This window comes from Dellaglioa sp. CoH-57-MRSF-17 (assembly GCF_056782015.1).
This window is the reverse complement of the sequence record NZ_JBXAXY010000007.1, coordinates 1-18,037: the sequence shown is the minus strand read 5'-3', so window position 1 is coordinate 18,037 and position 18,037 is coordinate 1. Positions and strand designations below refer to the sequence as shown.

Sequence of the window (18,037 nt, the reverse complement as noted above, 5' to 3'; positions counted from 1 at the left end):
GTGAGGCATTTCATTAATTAGTATTATCTTTTTTTAAACATATTTTTGATAGAGATTAATAAAAATGGCATATAGAGTAACCATAAATTTAAACGTTGCCACAAACCACGATAAGGAATTTTAAATTGTGAATCTGGCATAATTCTTGGATAAACAAATAAAAATTGAATTCCTAGTGAAATAATAAAGGCAACTAATAAAAGGGTTGTAATTAGTTTTTTACCTTGCTTTTGATAGAGTTTTAATAAAAAAAACATACTAATCAAAAGAGCGGTGTCGCCAATGCCTGACGAATAATTGTGGATCATACCCGTAATGCTTTGTGTATTTGATGTGAGTGCACGATCGAAAATTCCTGTTAAAAGACAATCGGTCATACTAAAAATAATTAACATAGCGGTAAACCAGCTGGCTAATTTTTTTGACGTACCTTTAAAATATTCATAGAAAGCTGGTGCTGAAAGTAAGAAAAGAAGTCCATTTATAACTTCCCAAACTTTAAATGCCATATGAGTTGGAACGCCAACTTCCCCAAAATCACTAATTAAATTAGTGAATTGCAAATAACCAGGTACAAATGGTGCTAATGCTAAAGGCAAAATCCACTCACTTATAACGGCAAGTGCCATTAAATAAAAACCATATTTCTTTAAAAAATTCATTATAGATCCCCAATTCTAATTATTTATATGATAATTTTATTATAACTTATTTAAGTAATAGTTGTTTACGAAAAGGCTAATTAAAAATGACACTTCTTAATTATAATTAAGATAATACCAAGATATATCGATTTAGATAGCCTTATTTTAGATATAATGATAAAGTGTTAACTAGTTTATGAACAATATTTTTGATATAATGGAAGTTAAGAAATTACAACAAATTGAAAGTAGGGTGTTACCTTGGATTCTGGTCCGGAAAATTATTTAGTGAATGTAATTGTTATTATCGCAATATTACTTTTGTCTGTGTTATTTACACTGACTGAGTATGCGTTGGTTCGTGTCCGTATTAGTGCATTGAAAGATATGTATGGGAAAAAGCCGCTTAAAAATATTAAGCGGGCTATTCATATGACGGAGAACCTAACGGAGTATCTGTCAACGGCCCAAGTTGGAATCACTTCAACTAGTTTGATTTTAGGTTGGATTGGTGAAAAAACAATAGCAGATGCGATTATACAATCAAATATATTACCCGCGGCTATGGCAAATGCTATTGCATCGGTTGCTGCAATTCTTATTTTTACTGTTATTCATGCTGTTTTTACTGATTTAGTACCTAAAAATATTGCAATTGCAGATCCATTGCCAGTATTATTATTTATTGTCCGTCCTATTATGTTTTTCCATATTGTGTTATACCCATTAATTTGGATTTTAGATCGTTCAGCAAATTGGATTACGCATTTGTTAGGTTATGAAGTTGAAAATGAAGAAGATATTTATTCGCAAACTGAAATTCTCTCATTATCTCGATTATCCGCAAATGCTGGTGAACTTGATGAAGAAGATTTAACATTCATGCGACGAGCATTTGATATGAATGATAAAGTGGCAGAAGATATCATGATTGACCGAACATCGATGGTTGCAGTAGACGTAGACGATTCAATTAGAAACGTTGTTAATTTATATTGGAGAACTAGATATTCAAGGTTCCCAGTTATTGCTAACAATGATAAAGATAAAGTTATCGGGTACGTTTATAGTTATGATTTATTGCGACAGGAAAAAATTGATAAGACAAATTTGATTTCAACAATTATGCGTGATATTCCGGCCGTTCAAGAAAATGCTGAAGTTCATAGTATTATGGATGTTATGGTATCTAAGAGAACACCAATCGTTATCGTCGTTAATGAGTATGGTGGGACTTCAGGGATTGTTACAGATAAAGATATCTATGAAGAATTATTTGGTGTTGTTAGAGAAGAATTTGATGATACGAATGACGATAATATAGTAGATATGGGAAACAATAAATTTAAAGTTTCAGGTAAAGTGACATTATATGATTTTGAAAGATATTTTGATACAACGCTTAAAGAAACGGAAGAAAGTGAAGCGGTGACGCTTACTGGATTTGTGCTTAATAATGACTCAAAATTTCGAGCTAATGATGAAATGAAAATTGCTAATTTTAATATTAAGGCATTGGACTATGAAAATGCTTATATTTCAGAATTTGAAGTAACTGTTTTACCAACAGATAAAAGAGTGATTAACAAAGTGAACGCTTAAAAAAATAGTATTTAGGGTTAGTTTTTAATTAGCTCTAAATGCTATTTTTTTTACTACATTACTGGTAAGGATTATAGCTTGCCAATTGGTAAAAGTAGTAACCATATTAATTTGAATCAAACGACTATTTCGAATTATTTAAAATGGTCACAATATCTGGTAGGAGGAGACAATTATGAAAAATAAAAGGAATATCAGCGCCATCTTATTTGGATTTGTTCCAATGATTATGGGAGTAGTTTTGTATCACAAATTACCCAATAAAATTCCGATTCACTGGAATATAGGTGGTAATATTGATCAGTATGGTGATAAAAATCTAGTTATTATTGGGTTCCCATTATTGATGATTTTAATCAATGTGGTGATAATGGTAATAGATAACACTAATCGTCAAAATAAGAAACTAGATACAGCTTTAATTTGGATTACGCCAATCTTATCAATACTTTTAGCAACAATGATATTTGCTACCGCGTTGGGACATCAGGTTAATATTATTAGCAGTGTTGCACTGATAGTGGGAACATTGCTGATCATCTTAGGAAACTATGCGCCTAAAACGGTTCCTAATAAATATACCAACTTTAGGATGAAGAAAATAACGCAGGATTCTAGTCATCGTGAGAAATTAAATCGTTTATCAGGTGTATGGATGGTCATTATAGGAATATTGATACTTTGTGCGGGAATAGTGGGAATGTTACTGTAATTGTAAAGTTAAAACTGTTAAATAAAAAATCCTTACTATCAGTTTTTAGGCTGATAGTAAGGATTTTTTTCTAACGTTTAGGACGACGTTTCATTTGGCCGCTTTCACCAATTTCATAATCTGAATCATCCATTGATTCCACACTACCAAGTAAGTAGCCATTACCAACTTGAGAGAAGAAATCATGATTAGATGTTGATGTTGAAATTCCGTTCATGACAACAGGATTAACATCAGAAGCTGTATCAGGGAACAAAGGATCTTGGCCTAAATTCATTAGAGCTTTGTTGGCATTGTAACGTAAGAAGGTTAAAACTTCTTCAGTCCAACCAACTTCATCATAAAGTTCATGGGTATATTTTTCTTCGTTTTCATATAATTCAAACAGAAGGTCATACATCCAGGTCTTCATTTTACCTTGTTCTTCTTCAGAAAGTTCGTTGAATCCTAATTGGAATTTATAGCCAATGAAGGTACCATGAACAGATTCATCACGTAAAATTAATTTAATAATTTCAGCAACGTTTGCCAGTTTGTTATGGCCTAAATAGTAAAGTGGCGTATAGAAACCAGAGTAGAATAAGAACGTTTCAAGAAAAACAGAAGCAACTTTTTTCTCCAATGGTGACCCGTTTTGGTAAATACCATTAATACGTTGTGCTTTTTTTTGTAAAAATTCGTTTTTGTCTGTCCATTCGAAAATTTCAGTAATCTCTGAAGCTGTATTCAACGTTGAAAAAATTGATGAATAACTTTTAGCATGAACCGATTCCATAAATTGAATATTATTTAAAACAGCTTCTTCGTGGGCAGTCCGTGTATCATGACGCAACGCTTCCATCCCATCTTGTGATTGCACCGTATCCAACAATGTTAGCCCACCAAAATCATGACCAACTAATGTTTTTTCTGCAGGACTCAGTGTACGCCAATCATCTAAATCATTTGAAAGGGGGATACGTGTATCTAACCAAAATTGTTCTGTTAGTTTTTCCCAAGTTGCTTTATCAACTTGATCTTCAACTTCGTTCCAATTAATTGCTTTGTAACTATCATTATTCATTTAACTTTCCTCCGTTACAGTTTAGATAACACAACTCTCACAAGCGTTTGCGCCAACTTCTTCTTGATCATCAGTAAAGGTTCTGATGTAGTAAATTGACTTAATACCTTTATTATACGCATAATTACGCAAAATGTTTAAGTCACGTGTTGTCATTTTATCTGTCCGACCATTTTTCCATTCGTAGAGGCCTTCAGGAATCGTTGAACGCATGAATAAAGTTAAACTAAGTGATTGATCGATATGTTCCTGTGCAGCAGCGTAAACGTCAATAACTTTACGCATATCCATGTCGTATGCAGAAGTATAGTATGGAATCGTGTCATTTGAAAGGTAAGGAGCTGGATAGTAAATCTTTCCAATTTTCTTTTCTTGACGCTCTTCGATTCGGTTAATAATTGGGTGAAGACTGGCAGTAGTATCGTTAATATATGAAATAGAGCCATTAGGTGCAACAGCCAATCTATTTTGATGATAAAGACCGTCAGTTTGAATATTAGCTTTCAAAGTCGCCCAATCTTCTTGATTAGGGATGTCGATGCCATCAAATAAGGCAGCAACTTTATCAGAAGTAGGGCCCCAATCTTCGTTAAGATACTTATCAAAGTAGGTACCAGTTGCATAAGTACTTTTTTCAAAGTTATGGAATGTTTCATTTTTTTCTTTAGCGATAGCATTTGATGATTTTAATGAGTAATAGTTAAGCATCATAAAATAAACACTAGTGAAATCGATTGAGTCTTCTGAACCATAATGCATATGGTTTTTAGCGAAGTAGGCATGTAAGCCCATTGCACCTAAACCGATGGTATGCGCTAAGTTATTTCCATGTTGAATAGGAGGCACAACATCAATATCTGAACTATCAGTTACAAAAGTTAAAGCGCGAACCATTGAATCAACTGAACGGCCAAAATCTGGAGAAGCCATCATATTAACAATGTTAGTTGAGCCTAAGTTACATGAAATATCAGTCCCCATAACATCGTAGCCTTGTGCATTATTCACAGTTGATGGTGTCTGAACCTGCATGATTTCTGAACAAAGATTACTCATAATGATTTTACCATCAATTGGGTTTGCGCGATTTGCTGTATCAACATTGACAATATAAGGATAGCCTGACTCTTGTTGCAGCTTAGAAATTTCAGTTTCTAATTCGCGGGCAAGAATCGTTTTTTTACTAATATTTTTATTGGCAACCATATTGTCATATTCTTTTGTGATATCAACATAGGAATAAGGGACTCCATATTCTCTTTCAACACCGTAGGGATCGAAAAGATACATCGTTGCATTATCTTTAATGAGTTCGTAAAATTTATCAGGTACAGTGATGCCTAGTGATAAAGTTTTAACACGGATTTTTTCATCAGCATTTTCTTTTTTAGCTGACAGGAAAGCAACAATATCTGGATGGAAGACGTCTAAATAGACAACTCCAGCACCTTGACGCTGTCCTAGTTGGTTAGAATATGAAAAACTATCTTCTAATAATTTCATAACGGGTAGAACACCAGAAGCAGCGCCCTCAATCCCTTTAATTGGTGCACCTGCGCCACGTAAATTACTGAGCGTAATACCAACACCACCACCAATTCGAGATAATTGAAGTGCTGAGTTAATGCCACGTCCAATACCATTCATATCATCAGTAATTTGAATTAGGAAGCAAGAAACTAATTCTCCACGACGTTTACGACCGGCATTTAAGAAACTAGGTGTAGCAGGTTGGTAACGTTGATGAATCATTTCGTCAGCTAAATTCATAGCTAGTTCTGTATTACCATCAGCAAAGTAAAGAACGTTCATTGCAACACGATCAATATAATTTTCAAGGTAATAGGCATTATTATCAGTTTTAAGTGCGTATTGAGCATAAAATTTGTAGGCAGCCATAAATGTACCGAAATGGAATTTTTGAGCTGCTAAATAAGCGTAGAGCTCCTCTATAAATGAGAAGTCATATTTATTATAAAAATCAGTTTCAATATAGTTGTTGTCAATTAAATAATCAAAACGTGCTTTTAATGAATCAAATTGCATTGTATTTTCAGCAACATTTTCTTTCAAAAAGGCGGTTAAGGCTTCTTGATCTTTTTGAAGTGGGATTTGACCGTCTACGGGAATATTAATTTCATTATTTAAATCATAATAAGTGACTTTATCACTATTTAACGTTTTTAATGTCAATTTCATCAACTACTTTCTTCATATTGATTACATCTTCTTCAGTGCCATTGAATTCAAATTCATATAATAATGGGACGTGATAGTCGGTTGCGATATCTTTGGCTGTAAAAATAAAAAGTTGGGCGAAGTTGCGGTTCCCACCGCCAACAACACCCAGTATATTTTCTCTATTTGATTGATATTCAATAAAGTCGTTGACCGATTCAGTGAGCCCAATTTCATAAGTTGGAACAATTAAAATATAGGGTTCATTTAATTCAATAAGCGGGTTTGTTGGATCGATTTCAAATGAAGGATAGCCAATTTTATTGATGAAGCGTCGTGTTTGTCCAGTAATGCTAAAGAAAACAATTTTCATTAGACTGCCAACTTTTTAAGCATATCAGGACGAAATCCTGCGATTGTATCGAATCCAGTAGCTTCTATAACAGGAACAGCTTGGAAACCTTGGCCTTTCAAGTAATCGATTGCGTTATCGTCTTCGGAAATGTTACGTTCATCAAAGTCGACGTTGTTTTCTTCTAAAAAACGTTTTGTCATTTTGCATTGGATGCAGTTGTTTTTTGTAAATACAGTAACTTTTTTCATTATATAAATTCCCCTTTGTTGTTTTGTTTAATAAGATAAGTATACAACACATAATCCAAAAATCAATTGAAAAAAACACTACATTTAGTGTGATTTTAAGTTGCATCACACAAGATGTAGTGTTCAAGGTCTTGGATTGTTTATATTAAATTTTGATTGCGAAAATTCGATTTTCTCCGTATTATAGAAACTATTGAGAAAGTAGGTAAAAATATGACGAATTATTATTTTTCGAAAAATCCAGATGTTATTCATGATGAAAAAGAATGGACATTTAAACTGTTGAACAACGAGTTTAAGTTTACCACAGATAATGGTGTATTTTCAAAAAAAACAGTCGATTTTGGTTCAAGAGTTTTATTAAATGCAGTTGAGCAACAAAAAATAATTCCGGGAAATATTTTAGATGTTGGATGTGGATACGGTCCAATAGGACTTGCTATAGCCAAGAATCAACCAGAACGAAAAATAGACATGACAGATGTAAACGAATTAGCATTAGAATTAGCAAAGAAGAACGCGGTAATCAATAAAATTAATAATATAGAAGTTTTTGAATCTGCCGCATACAGTCATGTAAAAAAGACAGATTATGCTGCAATTCTTACAAACCCGCCTATTAGAGCAGGCAAAGAGGTCGTTCATGAAATTTTAAGTGGCGCATTCGACCATTTAAAAGTTGGCGGACAATTGTTTGCTGTATTACAAAAGAAACAAGGGGCAAGTTCGGCTCAAAAGAGAATGACTGAAGTTTTTGGTAATTGTGACATTATTTTAAAAGATAAAGGTTACTATATTTTAATGAGTGTGAAGTAAATGGTAGAAAAATTAACTGAAGAACAAAAAGAATTTTTTATGCGCGAAGCTTTATATGAAGCAAGAAATGCAAAAATTATTGGTGAAGTACCAATTGGCTGTGTTGTTGTACAAAATGGTGAGATTATTGGACGAGGCCATAATATTCGTGAACACGTGCAAGATGCAACCCTTCACGCTGAAATTTTAGCCATCCAAGAAGCCTGTGCTACGATTCATAGCTGGCGTCTTGTAGATGCGCAATTATTCGTAACACTAGAACCATGCCCAATGTGTAGTGGTGCGATTATCAATTCAAGAATCCCCGAAGTTTACTTTGGTGCATTTGATCCTAAAGCAGGAACTGCAGGCAGCATTGGGAACTTATTAACGGATGAACGATTTAATCATCAAGCAAAAGTAGAATCTGGATTATTATTAGATGAAGCCAAAGACCTACTCCAATCATTCTTTAGAGAAGTTCGTCGTAAAAGAAAAGAAAAAAAGCAATCATAAAGGTAGCTTTTTGTTGGAATTTAATGTATTATAATAATTGCCGCAAGGCCTTAAGGCAATAGTGTGCTTACGAATTGTGTCAGATCCGGAAGGAAGCAGCACTAAGTTTGATTCACTTTGTGCCTTAAGTAATTATGATTATTTAAGACTCTTAGTCAGAAATGGCTGAGAGATTTTTTTATTTAAAAAGCTATTTATAGATTTTGAAAGGAGAGATTGTGATGAGTTACCAAGCTTTATACCGTGTCTGGCGTCCACAAAAATTTAGTGATTTAGTTGGACAAAACATGATTACGCAGACGTTGAAAAATGCAATTATGACACAACAAACAAGTCATGCATACATTTTTAATGGTCCACGTGGAACAGGTAAAACGTCCGCAGCTAAAATTTTTGCTAAGGCAGTTAATTGTCACTTCCAGGAAAATGGCGAACCATGTAACAAATGTGAGACATGTATCGCTATTACGAATGGTCAATTAAACGATGTTATCGAAATTGATGCCGCTTCTAATAATGGGGTTGAAGAAATTCGTGATATCCGTGACAAAGTAAAGTATGCACCCACACAAGCTGATTTTAAAATCTATATTATTGATGAAGTTCATATGCTATCTACGGGTGCTTTTAATGCACTCTTGAAGACGCTTGAAGAACCACCTGAAAATGTTATTTTTATTCTTGCTACAACGGAACCACATAAGATTCCAGCAACCATTATTTCTAGAACTCAGAAATTTGATTTCAAGCGTATTACGCCAGCTGACAGTTATGAACGAATGGTTTATATTTTGTCTGAAAAAGGAATTGAATATGAAGAACCAGCGCTTAAAGTTATCGCTAAAGCAGCTGAAGGTGGAATGCGGGATGCTTTGAGTATTTTAGATCAGGTCATTTCATTCGGTGATAACAAGGTGACTTTGGATAATGCTTTGTTAGTAACCGGTAGTGTAACACAGGATAAAATACAGAATTACGTCACGGAAGTTAGTCAAAAAGCGACTACTGAGGCATTAGAAACGATACAAGCAATTATAGACGAAGGTAAAGATTCAACTAGATTAATCGAAGATTTAATTGCCTATAGTCGTGATTTACTATTATATCAGCAAGCACCAGCACTTATTAATCAACTAGAATTAGGGATGGTTAATGATGATTTTAAAAACTTATCACAGACTATTTCTGCTGATTTCTTATACCAAATGATAAATGTTTTAAATGAAATTCAACAACAAATGCGATTTACAACACATCCAGATGTTTATTTAGAAGTATTAACAATTCGATTATCACAATTTAATACCTCTGATACGATTGCGGAGACGACTCAATCAGAATTAAGTTCAGATGCATCTAAACAAATTAATAATTTAACTAAAACAGTTGAAGACTTGAAAAAGCAAATAATTGATTTAAGTCAGAATGATAATCAACCGCAAGTGGCAGTAATAGCTAAGCCTAAAAAAGTTGCCTCTACTCAAAAAAAAGCAACATTAAATTTATCTCAAATTTATCCTATTTTAGATCACGCAACAAAAGAAAGTTTGGTACAATTAAAACAGGTTTGGCCAGAGTTGTTGCATCAACTTTCAGTTACACAACGTGCGATTATGCAAGCTAGTGAACCGGTTGCGGCTAGTCCTGACAGTGTACTTGTTAGTTTTAATTACGAATTCTTGTCTGTCAAAGCTTCAAGTGATACAGAGTTACTCGATGCTTTAGGTAATGGGTTAGATCGATTATTACATCATGTCCCTAAGGTGGTCTGTATTACAGCAGAGCAATGGCCAGAAGTCCGAAAATCTTACATTAAACAAAATGAGCACGAGGGAACTGAAACAATTATTGAGCCAGAACCTGAAGTAGTAGAACCAATTGTTTCAAAAGCTGAAGAAATTTTTGGAACAGAAAATATAGAAATTAAACAGGATTAGAAAGGAAGTAATTAATAATGATGCGTGGAAATGGTAATATGCAAGGTATGATGAAACAAATGCAAAAATTACAAAAAGATATGACAAAAGACCAAGAGGCTTTGAATGCAACTGAATTTGTTGGCGAAGCTTCAAATGATTTAGTTAAGGTAACCTTTACAGGGGACAAAAAAATGACTGATATCATGATTAAAGAAGAAGCAGTCGATCCTGATGATGTTGATATGTTACAAGATTTAATTATTATGGCTGTTAATGATGCTATGACAAAAATTGAAAAAACAACAACTGATAAATTGGGTAAATATTCTCAAGGGATGCCTGGACTATAAACTTAAAATTAAAGAAGGCTAAAGAAAATGCAATATCCTGAACCTATCGCAAAATTGATTGAAAGTTATATGAAATTACCAGGTATTGGTGGTAAAACTGCTACAAGATTAGCTTTTTTTACAATTGATATGGATGAAGATGATGTCACCGATTTTGCTAAATCACTAATATCTGCCAAACGAGACCTACATTATTGTAGTATCTGTGGCAATATTACTGAAGAAGATCCTTGTCAGATTTGTTCTGATTCATCACGTGATCAAACCAAAGTTATTGTTGTAGAAGAACCTAAAGATGTGATGTCTTTAGAAAAAATGAAAGAGTATCACGGCTTGTATCACGTGCTTCATGGTGTATTATCACCAATTGAAGGTAAAGGGCCGGAAGATATTAATATCACAAGTTTATTAACACGTCTTCAATCGCATCCCGATATGCAGGAAGTTATTATTGCGACAAATGCAACGCCAGAAGGTGAAGCAACGTCAATGTATTTATCGAGATTGATTAAACCGGCTGGAATTAAAGTGACAAGATTAGCCCATGGACTATCTGTAGGTAGCGATATTGAGTACGCAGATGAAATGACGTTGTTTAAAGCGATTGAAGGACGTACTGAAATATAGAAATGAGCTGACGGTGTAATGTTTAATAAAAAAACAAAACTTAAATTACGTAAAGAGTATGACGCTAAGTTGCTAGAGTCAATTGATCTCGCTAAAATAGCATGGGATCAAGCCAAACAAACTGAAGAGGCCATTTACGAAGTTGATGAAGAATTAATTAATGAAACACAGATGGCAAGAAAAAGATATTTCTTTCTCTATAATGAAGCGCGTGTTCGTTCAGTTAAAGGGCATATGCAGGCTTCAGTAATCACACATTAAATTAGAAAGAACGTTGAGACAATTCGCCTAACTTGTCTTGGCGTTTTTTTGTGAAATGCTGATTAGATTTATTAAATAAGAGATAGTATACTAATAGTAGGTTTATCTTATGGACAGGTTTTTAAGATTCAAGTACAATAATAATAAGTATTGGGGTCGTTAATGTGACTGGAAAATTTATAACGATTGAAGGACCAGATGGGTCCGGCAAAACGAGTGCCTTAAAAGGTATTATAAAAAAGATACAAAATAACTTGGTAAAAGAATTAGTTATAACACGTGAACCAGGTGGAAGTCCGATATCTGAAGCCATTCGTGAAGTTGTCTTAAATCAAGATTATCCAGAGATGGATAAACGAACTGAAGCATTATTGTTTGCAGCATCAAGACGTCAGCATATCGCAGAAATAATTTTCCCAGCACTTAAGGAAGATAAAATTGTAATATGTGATCGTTATGTTGATAGTTCAATTGCTTACCAAGGTGCTGGTAGAGATATCGGAACGCAAGCGGTTGCTGATATGAACCTATTTGCAACAAATGGAACAGAACCTGATTTAACTTTATACTTTGACGTACCATCAGAAATTGGATTAAAACGAATTTTTGAGCATCGTCAAAATGAAATAAATCGTTTAGATGATGAAAAGTTAGAGTTCCATCAAAAAGTACGCAAAGCATACCAACAATTAGCAGTGAAAAATCCAGAACGTATTATAACCATTAATGCGGCGCAACCTTTGGAAAAAGTAATTGACGATTGTATTGACGTTCTGAAGAAAAAATTACCCGAGTCTTTTAAATAAATGAAATGAGGGAATTCAAATGAAATTAATTACAGCGATTGTTCAAGATAAAGATAGTAACCGATTAAGCAATATATTTATAGATTCAAATGTCCGTGCAACAAAACTATCAACAACTGGTGGTTTTTTAAAGTCTGGTAATACAACCTTTTTAATTGGTATTGAAGATGAACGTGTTGATGAGGTATTACAAATCATTAAAGAGACATCATCAACGCGTGAACAATTTATGGCCCCCCCTGTTAACTTAGATGTTTCAATGGATGCACAAGTACCATTTCCATTAGAAGTTCAGGTTGGTGGTGCAACAGTATTTGTCTTACCAGTAGAAGAGTTTCATCAATTTTAGGAGTAAATAGTAATGACAGAATTAGCTGATGAAACCAGTAATATTAAAATTCAAGAATTACAGCCAAAATTAATTGAACATTTTGAAAAATTGATAATAACAAATAAGTTAGCCCATGCTTATCTATTTTCCGGACCAGAAGGTATTGGTAAGGTTGAACTAGCACAATGGATTGCAATGCGACTCTTTTGTACTGCTGACGAGGATCAAAAGCCTTGCGGTGTATGTGGTGAATGTCAACGAATTCTATCAGGTAATCACCCTGATATCGTGAGTGTTAAGCCTGAAGGCCAGTCAATTAAAGTTGATCAAATTCGATTTTTGAAATCAGAATTTTCAAAAAGTGGTGTTGAAGGTAGCCAAAAGATTTTTATAATTGAAAAAGCTGAGAGTATGACAGCTAGTGCTGCGAACAGTTTACTTAAATTTTTAGAAGAGCCTGTTGGAAATGTGAAAGCTTTCTTATTAACAGAAAATAAAAATCAAATTTTGCCAACTATTCAATCACGGTGCCAACTGGTTAATTTTGTCGCACTCTCTCAAGAAAAATTGATTCAAAATTTATTAAATCAAGGTATCTTGAAAGATCAGGCTCAGTTACTTGTTCATGTAACTGAGAGTACAAGCCATGCTGTAGCATTAGCACAAGATGAGAATTTTACTGAAATGACAAATCAAGTTTGGAATTGGTTCAGTAAATTATTGAAAAATGATGCTGAAAGTTTCATTTTGGTACAAACAAAACTAGTGCCACTCGCAAAAGAAAAACAACAACAGGCATTGATGGTTGATTTAATGGTACTGTTAGCGCGTGATTGTTTACTTGTCCGTTATAATCGTAAGGAACAAGTGAGTTTTTCTAATCGTTTAACTGAAATTGATAAAATAACTCAAATGATTAGTGATAAAAAGTTAGTTGCTATATTAGATGGTTGTTTACAAATTAAAACGATGCTCCAAATAAATATGACATTTCAAAGTGCAATTGAAGTAACAACGTTAAAATTAATAGATTTATAAAATATGAAATGAAGGTGATTTTGTGGATAAGCGTCAACTATATGATAATTTTATAGCTATCGAGGAAGAAATGAAAAAAATGTTATCGAGTTTTGAAACAATAAAATCTGATATGACTGGTGTTCTTGAAAATAACGCTGAATTGGAGATTGAAAACCAACATTTGAGAGAACGATTAAGTGAAATAGAACGACAAACGTCTAAGAATTTTAATGAATCTTCCGATGCAAATCTGTCAAAATCACGTCAAAACTTAGAAAAATTATATGATCAAGGTTTTCATATTTGTAATATTGAAGGGATGTACGGATCACGTCGAGTCGATGATGAACCTTGTGCTTTCTGTTTAGATTTAATTTATGGGGAGCGCGAAGTATGAGTGAAATAGCAGCACAAAGCAGTTTTCAAGGTAAAGGGACAACTGGGTCATTATATTTAGTACCGACACCAATTGGTAATTTATCTGATATGACGTTTAGAGCGATTGATATTTTAAAAGAGGTTGACTATATAGCAGCCGAAGATACACGAAACACACAAAAATTATTAAATCATTTTGAAATTGAAACAAGTCAATTGAGTTTTCATGAACATAATACGCAAGAACGTATTCCGCAATTTGTTGATAAAATATTGGCTGGTCAATCAATCGCACAAGTAAGTGATGCAGGAATGCCATCAATTAGTGATCCTGGGCATGATCTTGTTAAAGCATGTATTGAAGCTAAGATTCCAGTTGTGCCACTTCCTGGGGCAAATGCCGGGATCACTGCATTAATAGCTTCTGGATTAGCGCCACAACCGTTCTTATTCTATGGTTTTTTATCGCGAAAACCTAAGAGTCAAAAAGAAGAATTAGCTGAGTTGAAAAATCAAACAATGACGCTTATTTTTTATGAAGCACCACATCGCTTGAAAAAAACATTAACACAAATAGCTGCTAGCCTTGGTGGTCAGCGTAAAGTTGTACTATGCCGAGAATTAACTAAACGTTATGAAGAATTCTTGCGTGGAACACTGGATGATGCTATCAAATGGGCTGGCACTGAGCAAGTCCGTGGAGAATTTTGTGTAATTGTTGAGGGAAATGATTCGCCAGAAGCAACGGAAGTTGATCATCTGGCTAATATGTCAATTGAAGAACAAGTTGATTATTTGATTGAAACAGGTATGAAAACTAATGATGCGATAAAAGAGATTGCTAAGAAACAAGAGATGAAAAAACAAGAAGTTTATAATCTGTATCATCAGATTTAAGGAGTGAACATATTGGCAGATAATAAATTTAGTGAGCTACATCGTGCGGTTTACTATGAAGGCGATAAAAGTGGGCGTGTGACAGTAGCAATGCTAATTAACATGATTATTTTGGTTTCAACAGACCAAAGTGATAGCTTAGGAATTACTGAAAAAGATTTAACAAATTTGGGCTTTGGTTGGGTTATTACACAATATCTTATTGATATTTCGAGAATACCACATATTGATGAGAATTTAACATTAACTACTGAGGCTGTTTCGTACAATCGTTTCTTCTGTTACCGAGATTTCTGGGTTCATGATGAAGCAGGTAATGAGTGTGCACATATTCATGCTGTATTTGTTTTAATGGATCATAAAACACGTAAAATGACTCGTGTATTGCCAGAAGTTATTGAACCTTTTGGTGCTGAATATACACGAAGAATTGAGCGTTTGGAGAAACCAGTTGGTATCATGAAAGAAGATACAATAGCTGCTAAAAAATCATATGACGTTCGATTCTTTGATATTGATCCAAATCAACATGTAAACAATTCAAAATATTTTGATTGGTTATTAGATTCATTGTCAGAAGACTTTTTAATGTCACATGATTTGAAACATATGAATATTAAATATGAAAAAGAAATTCACTATGGTCATAAGATAGATAGTATCGTTGTTATTGATAACTTAACGACACATCACCAGATTAAAATTGGTGATGATGTTTATTGTGAAGCTGACTGTGAGTGGACGAAACGTTAGAATAAAAAATGCTCTGAGTAACTGGAAGTCTATCCAGTTACTCAGAGCATTTTTTATATTTTTATGATAAAGCATCTGCGACATAAATCGAGAGTTCTTCTTTTTCAAGACCAGCACTTAATCCAACCAATAGTTTGATTCTTGCTTTTTGACCATTTAAGCCACGACAGAAGATGCCGCCCATTTTTTTCAATTGAACGCCACCACCTTCATAGTCGTAAACATCTTGTGCCACGCCATTAAAGCAACGTGAAACAATTACAACTGGAATATCGCGATCAATTAATTTTTGAAGATTAGCTAAAACTTGTGGGGGAAGATTTCCTGCACCAAGAGCTTCAATGACAATACCGTTCGTTTGGTCATTATTAAGAAAACCAAGTAAATCAGCATCCATTCCAGCATAAGCCTTAATTAAATAAACATGATCAACAACTTTGTCGATTGCTAAGCAAGTCTGGCTTAGCAATTCGGCAAAAAAGGTCACGTTATCTTTAGCGATACTACCAATTGGGCCAAACGTTGGTGTTCTAAAAGTTGCGACATTTGTTGTATGTGTTTTTGTTACATAGCGTGCTGTATGAATTTCATCATTCATAACAACTAAGACACCTTTATCAACTGCATCATCACTTGCTGCAGTTAAGATGGCTGTTTGAAAATTGTGTAAGCCATCTGAGCCTATTTCATTTGCGGAACGCATAGCACCTGTTAAAACGACAGGTAGATGGTTCGGTAATGTAAGATCTAAAAAATAAGCAGTTTCTTCTAATGTATCCGTACCGTGAGTAATAACAATACCATCAATCGCTTCCGCGGATGCACGCATAATTCTTTTTTGAATAATTAGCATCTCTATGGGGCCAATATGTGGGGATGGTAAGTTAAAAATATTTTCAGTGATTAAATCGAAACGATCACCAAATGGATTTTCAACTTGGTTTAAAGGGTTTTCTGCACCAGGTGCAACTGCGCCTGTTTCTTGATTTTCAGACATGGCGATTGTACCACCAGTGTGTAAAATTAATATTTTTTTCATATTTTCCTCCTTGCTGACACTTAGATTATACATATTATATTGTACTTTGACTATGAATTTGTTACTGTATATGAACAGATAAGGTGGTTATGAGAATGAAAGAAAAACAATTAAGTAAGAATGAGTATTTATTTATTAGCTCAATGTTATTCGGTTTATTTTTTGGCGCGGGAAATTTAATTTTTCCAGTCTTTGTAGGTCAACAATCCGGACAAAACCTGTGGATAGGTAATTTAGGCTTTCTAATTGCTGGTGTTGGGTTACCTTTTTTAGGTGTAATTGCTATTGGATTGTCTAAAAGTAGGGGAGTTTTCGATTTAGCCTCTAAGGTTAATCGAACGTATGGCATAATTTTCACAATGTTGCTCTACCTAACTATTGGACCGCTATTTGCAGGTCCAAGATCAGCAACTATTCCGTTTGAAATTGGAATTGCACCACATATTAAAGCCAGCCAACATTCAGTATGGCTATTATTATTTTCAATTTTATTCTTCACAATAGTTTGGCTTTTGGCAGTTAAACCAACCAAGATATTAGTCTATGTTGGTAAGTATTTAAATCCCATATTTTTATGTGCGTTGGCTATTTTATTGTTATTTGTATTTATTAAGCCAATGGGTAATTTTTCAGATTTCCCCGCAACAAGTTCTTACAAGAATGGTGCTTTTATGTCTGCTTTTGGGCAAGGATATTACACTATGGATGCACTCGCTGGTTTGGCTTTTGGTATTATCATTGTGGATACAATTAAAGATTTAGGTATTACGAATCCTAAATCAATTACTAAAGGGATTATCTATTCTGGTAGTATCAGTGTTATTTTGATGGGAATCATCTATACATGCTTGGCCTATCTTGGGGCAACGAGTCTGGGTGTATTTCCACATTCTGGTAATGGTGGTGCTATTTTAGCTCAAGTTGCTCAACGTTATTTTGGACAATTCGGAAGTTTCTTTCTTGCTGCAATTATTGTTGTTGCTTGTATTAAAACGGCAATTGGCGTGACTAGCGCATGTGCTAAAACATGTGTTGAAATTATTGGTCATGGTAGCTATAAATTGTATTTAACACTTGGTTGTGTGATTAGTTGTTTAATTGCCAACGTTGGGTTAGATCAATTAATTACATTATCAACACCAGTTTTGATGTTGCTTTACCCACTTGCTATTGTATTGATGATTGCTGCCTGTTTAGAACCTACTTTAAATAAGTATGACTTAAAAGTCAGCATTATCTACAAATGGTTAACCGTTTTAACGCTTTTTAGTGCCATTTTTGATGGACTAAACGCGATGCCAATTTCAATTAAAAATTTAGCTTTTGCTAAAAATATGTTAGCATTTGCAAATCATTATTTACCACTGTTTAATATTGGCTTAAGTTGGATAGTTCCTGCTGCGTTAGGATTACTTATGGGACTAATTTTTATGATTCGTGAAAAGAAAATAAATTAAAAAGAAACATGAAGTGAACCCCAAAAGTTGGAGTAAATATTAAGCGATCATCTGGTCGGTATGTTTTCGATATTCAATCGGAGACA

Annotated in this window: 21 protein-coding genes and 1 other RNA gene; 16 read left to right on the top strand and 6 right to left on the bottom strand. The window is 34.0% G+C overall.

Annotation, left to right across the window (positions count from 1 at the left end; genetic code table 11):
- Positions 1–23: 23 nt before the first annotated feature.
- Positions 24–662, bottom strand: coding sequence for a DUF998 domain-containing protein (locus AC1RPJ_RS06835; RefSeq protein ID WP_481761897.1), 639 nt, complete (start codon positions 660–662; stop codon positions 24–26).
- Positions 663–905: 243 nt separating this feature from the next.
- On the opposite strand from AC1RPJ_RS06835, the gene AC1RPJ_RS06830 reads away from it, so the two are divergent.
- Together AC1RPJ_RS06830 and AC1RPJ_RS06825 are read left to right on the top strand one after the other, a co-directional pair.
- Positions 906–2,246, top strand: a complete 1,341-nt coding sequence (locus AC1RPJ_RS06830) for a hemolysin family protein (protein WP_481761898.1) — start codon at positions 906–908, stop codon at positions 2,244–2,246.
- Positions 2,247–2,421: 175 nt separating this feature from the next.
- Positions 2,422–2,958: a DUF1648 domain-containing protein gene (locus AC1RPJ_RS06825; RefSeq protein ID WP_481761899.1), complete on the top strand. Its 537-nt coding sequence runs from the start codon at positions 2,422–2,424 to the stop codon at positions 2,956–2,958.
- A gap of 70 nt (positions 2,959–3,028) precedes the next feature.
- Here AC1RPJ_RS06825 and nrdF read toward each other — a convergent pair whose 3' ends face one another.
- Genes nrdF through nrdH form a run of 4 tightly spaced genes read right to left on the bottom strand, consistent with a single transcriptional unit; the run spans position 3,029 to position 6,802 of the window.
- Positions 3,029–4,021, bottom strand: coding sequence for a class 1b ribonucleoside-diphosphate reductase subunit beta (nrdF, locus tag AC1RPJ_RS06820; protein WP_409021529.1), 993 nt, complete (start codon positions 4,019–4,021; stop codon positions 3,029–3,031).
- A gap of 21 nt (positions 4,022–4,042) precedes the next feature.
- Entirely contained in the window at positions 4,043–6,220 is a 2,178-nt protein-coding gene (gene nrdE, locus AC1RPJ_RS06815) for a class 1b ribonucleoside-diphosphate reductase subunit alpha (protein WP_481761900.1), read from the bottom strand.
- On the bottom strand, positions 6,192–6,572 hold the full coding sequence (gene nrdI / locus AC1RPJ_RS06810) for a class Ib ribonucleoside-diphosphate reductase assembly flavoprotein NrdI (protein ID WP_481761901.1): 381 nt from the start codon (positions 6,570–6,572) through the stop codon (positions 6,192–6,194). The genes nrdE and nrdI overlap by 29 nt, the downstream gene beginning before the upstream one ends.
- Positions 6,572–6,802, bottom strand: coding sequence for a glutaredoxin-like protein NrdH (nrdH, locus tag AC1RPJ_RS06805; protein ID WP_481761902.1), 231 nt, complete (start codon positions 6,800–6,802; stop codon positions 6,572–6,574). The genes nrdI and nrdH overlap by 1 nt, the downstream gene beginning before the upstream one ends.
- Positions 6,803–7,015: 213 nt before the next feature.
- On the opposite strand from nrdH, the gene AC1RPJ_RS06800 reads away from it, so the two are divergent.
- The 13 genes from AC1RPJ_RS06800 (at position 7,016) to AC1RPJ_RS06740 (ending at position 15,455) form a co-directional block, all read left to right on the top strand.
- Positions 7,016–7,618, top strand: coding sequence for a class I SAM-dependent methyltransferase (locus AC1RPJ_RS06800; RefSeq protein WP_481761903.1), 603 nt, complete (start codon positions 7,016–7,018; stop codon positions 7,616–7,618).
- Positions 7,619–8,113 (top strand): tRNA adenosine(34) deaminase TadA, encoded by a 495-nt coding sequence (gene tadA, locus AC1RPJ_RS06795; protein ID WP_409021525.1) that lies wholly within the window; start codon positions 7,619–7,621, stop codon positions 8,111–8,113.
- Positions 8,114–8,160: 47 nt separating this feature from the next.
- Positions 8,161–8,247: signal recognition particle sRNA small type (ffs, locus tag AC1RPJ_RS06790), an RNA gene on the top strand.
- 87 nt (positions 8,248–8,334) lie between these two features.
- Complete coding sequence (gene dnaX / locus AC1RPJ_RS06785) at positions 8,335–10,050, top strand: DNA polymerase III subunit gamma/tau (RefSeq protein WP_481761904.1); 1,716 nt, start codon at positions 8,335–8,337, stop codon at positions 10,048–10,050.
- Positions 10,051–10,067: 17 nt separating this feature from the next.
- Positions 10,068–10,382, top strand: a complete 315-nt coding sequence (locus AC1RPJ_RS06780; RefSeq protein WP_409021523.1) for a YbaB/EbfC family nucleoid-associated protein — start codon at positions 10,068–10,070, stop codon at positions 10,380–10,382.
- Between the two features lie 27 nt (positions 10,383–10,409).
- Positions 10,410–11,009 (top strand): recombination mediator RecR, encoded by a 600-nt coding sequence (gene recR, locus AC1RPJ_RS06775; RefSeq protein ID WP_409021522.1) that lies wholly within the window; start codon positions 10,410–10,412, stop codon positions 11,007–11,009.
- 18 nt (positions 11,010–11,027) lie between these two features.
- A complete protein-coding gene (locus AC1RPJ_RS06770; RefSeq protein ID WP_481761905.1) occupies positions 11,028–11,270 on the top strand; it encodes a YaaL family protein in 243 nt (80 codons plus the stop codon).
- Between the two features lie 164 nt (positions 11,271–11,434).
- Positions 11,435–12,076: a dTMP kinase gene (gene tmk, locus AC1RPJ_RS06765; protein WP_481761906.1), complete on the top strand. Its 642-nt coding sequence runs from the start codon at positions 11,435–11,437 to the stop codon at positions 12,074–12,076.
- 19 nt (positions 12,077–12,095) lie between these two features.
- Positions 12,096–12,425, top strand: coding sequence for a cyclic-di-AMP receptor (locus AC1RPJ_RS06760; RefSeq protein WP_409021519.1), 330 nt, complete (start codon positions 12,096–12,098; stop codon positions 12,423–12,425).
- 12 nt (positions 12,426–12,437) lie between these two features.
- Positions 12,438–13,445 carry a DNA polymerase III subunit delta' gene (gene holB / locus AC1RPJ_RS06755; RefSeq protein ID WP_481761907.1) on the top strand — a complete coding sequence of 336 codons (1,008 nt, stop codon included), beginning with the start codon at positions 12,438–12,440 and terminating at the stop codon, positions 13,443–13,445.
- Positions 13,446–13,467: 22 nt separating this feature from the next.
- Positions 13,468–13,824 (top strand): DNA replication initiation control protein YabA, encoded by a 357-nt coding sequence (locus AC1RPJ_RS06750; RefSeq protein WP_481761908.1) that lies wholly within the window; start codon positions 13,468–13,470, stop codon positions 13,822–13,824.
- Positions 13,821–14,702 carry a 16S rRNA (cytidine(1402)-2'-O)-methyltransferase gene (rsmI, locus tag AC1RPJ_RS06745; protein ID WP_481761909.1) on the top strand — a complete coding sequence of 294 codons (882 nt, stop codon included), beginning with the start codon at positions 13,821–13,823 and terminating at the stop codon, positions 14,700–14,702. The genes AC1RPJ_RS06750 and rsmI overlap by 4 nt, the downstream gene beginning before the upstream one ends.
- Positions 14,703–14,714: 12 nt before the next feature.
- Positions 14,715–15,455 (top strand): acyl-[acyl-carrier-protein] thioesterase, encoded by a 741-nt coding sequence (locus AC1RPJ_RS06740; RefSeq protein WP_481761910.1) that lies wholly within the window; start codon positions 14,715–14,717, stop codon positions 15,453–15,455.
- A gap of 61 nt (positions 15,456–15,516) precedes the next feature.
- On the opposite strand, the gene AC1RPJ_RS06735 is transcribed toward AC1RPJ_RS06740, so the two are convergent.
- Positions 15,517–16,494 (bottom strand): asparaginase, encoded by a 978-nt coding sequence (locus AC1RPJ_RS06735; protein WP_481761911.1) that lies wholly within the window; start codon positions 16,492–16,494, stop codon positions 15,517–15,519.
- 95 nt (positions 16,495–16,589) lie between these two features.
- On the opposite strand from AC1RPJ_RS06735, the gene brnQ reads away from it, so the two are divergent.
- A complete protein-coding gene (gene brnQ, locus AC1RPJ_RS06730; RefSeq protein WP_481761912.1) occupies positions 16,590–17,951 on the top strand; it encodes a branched-chain amino acid transport system II carrier protein in 1,362 nt (453 codons plus the stop codon).
- Positions 17,952–18,037: the final 86 nt, after the last annotated feature.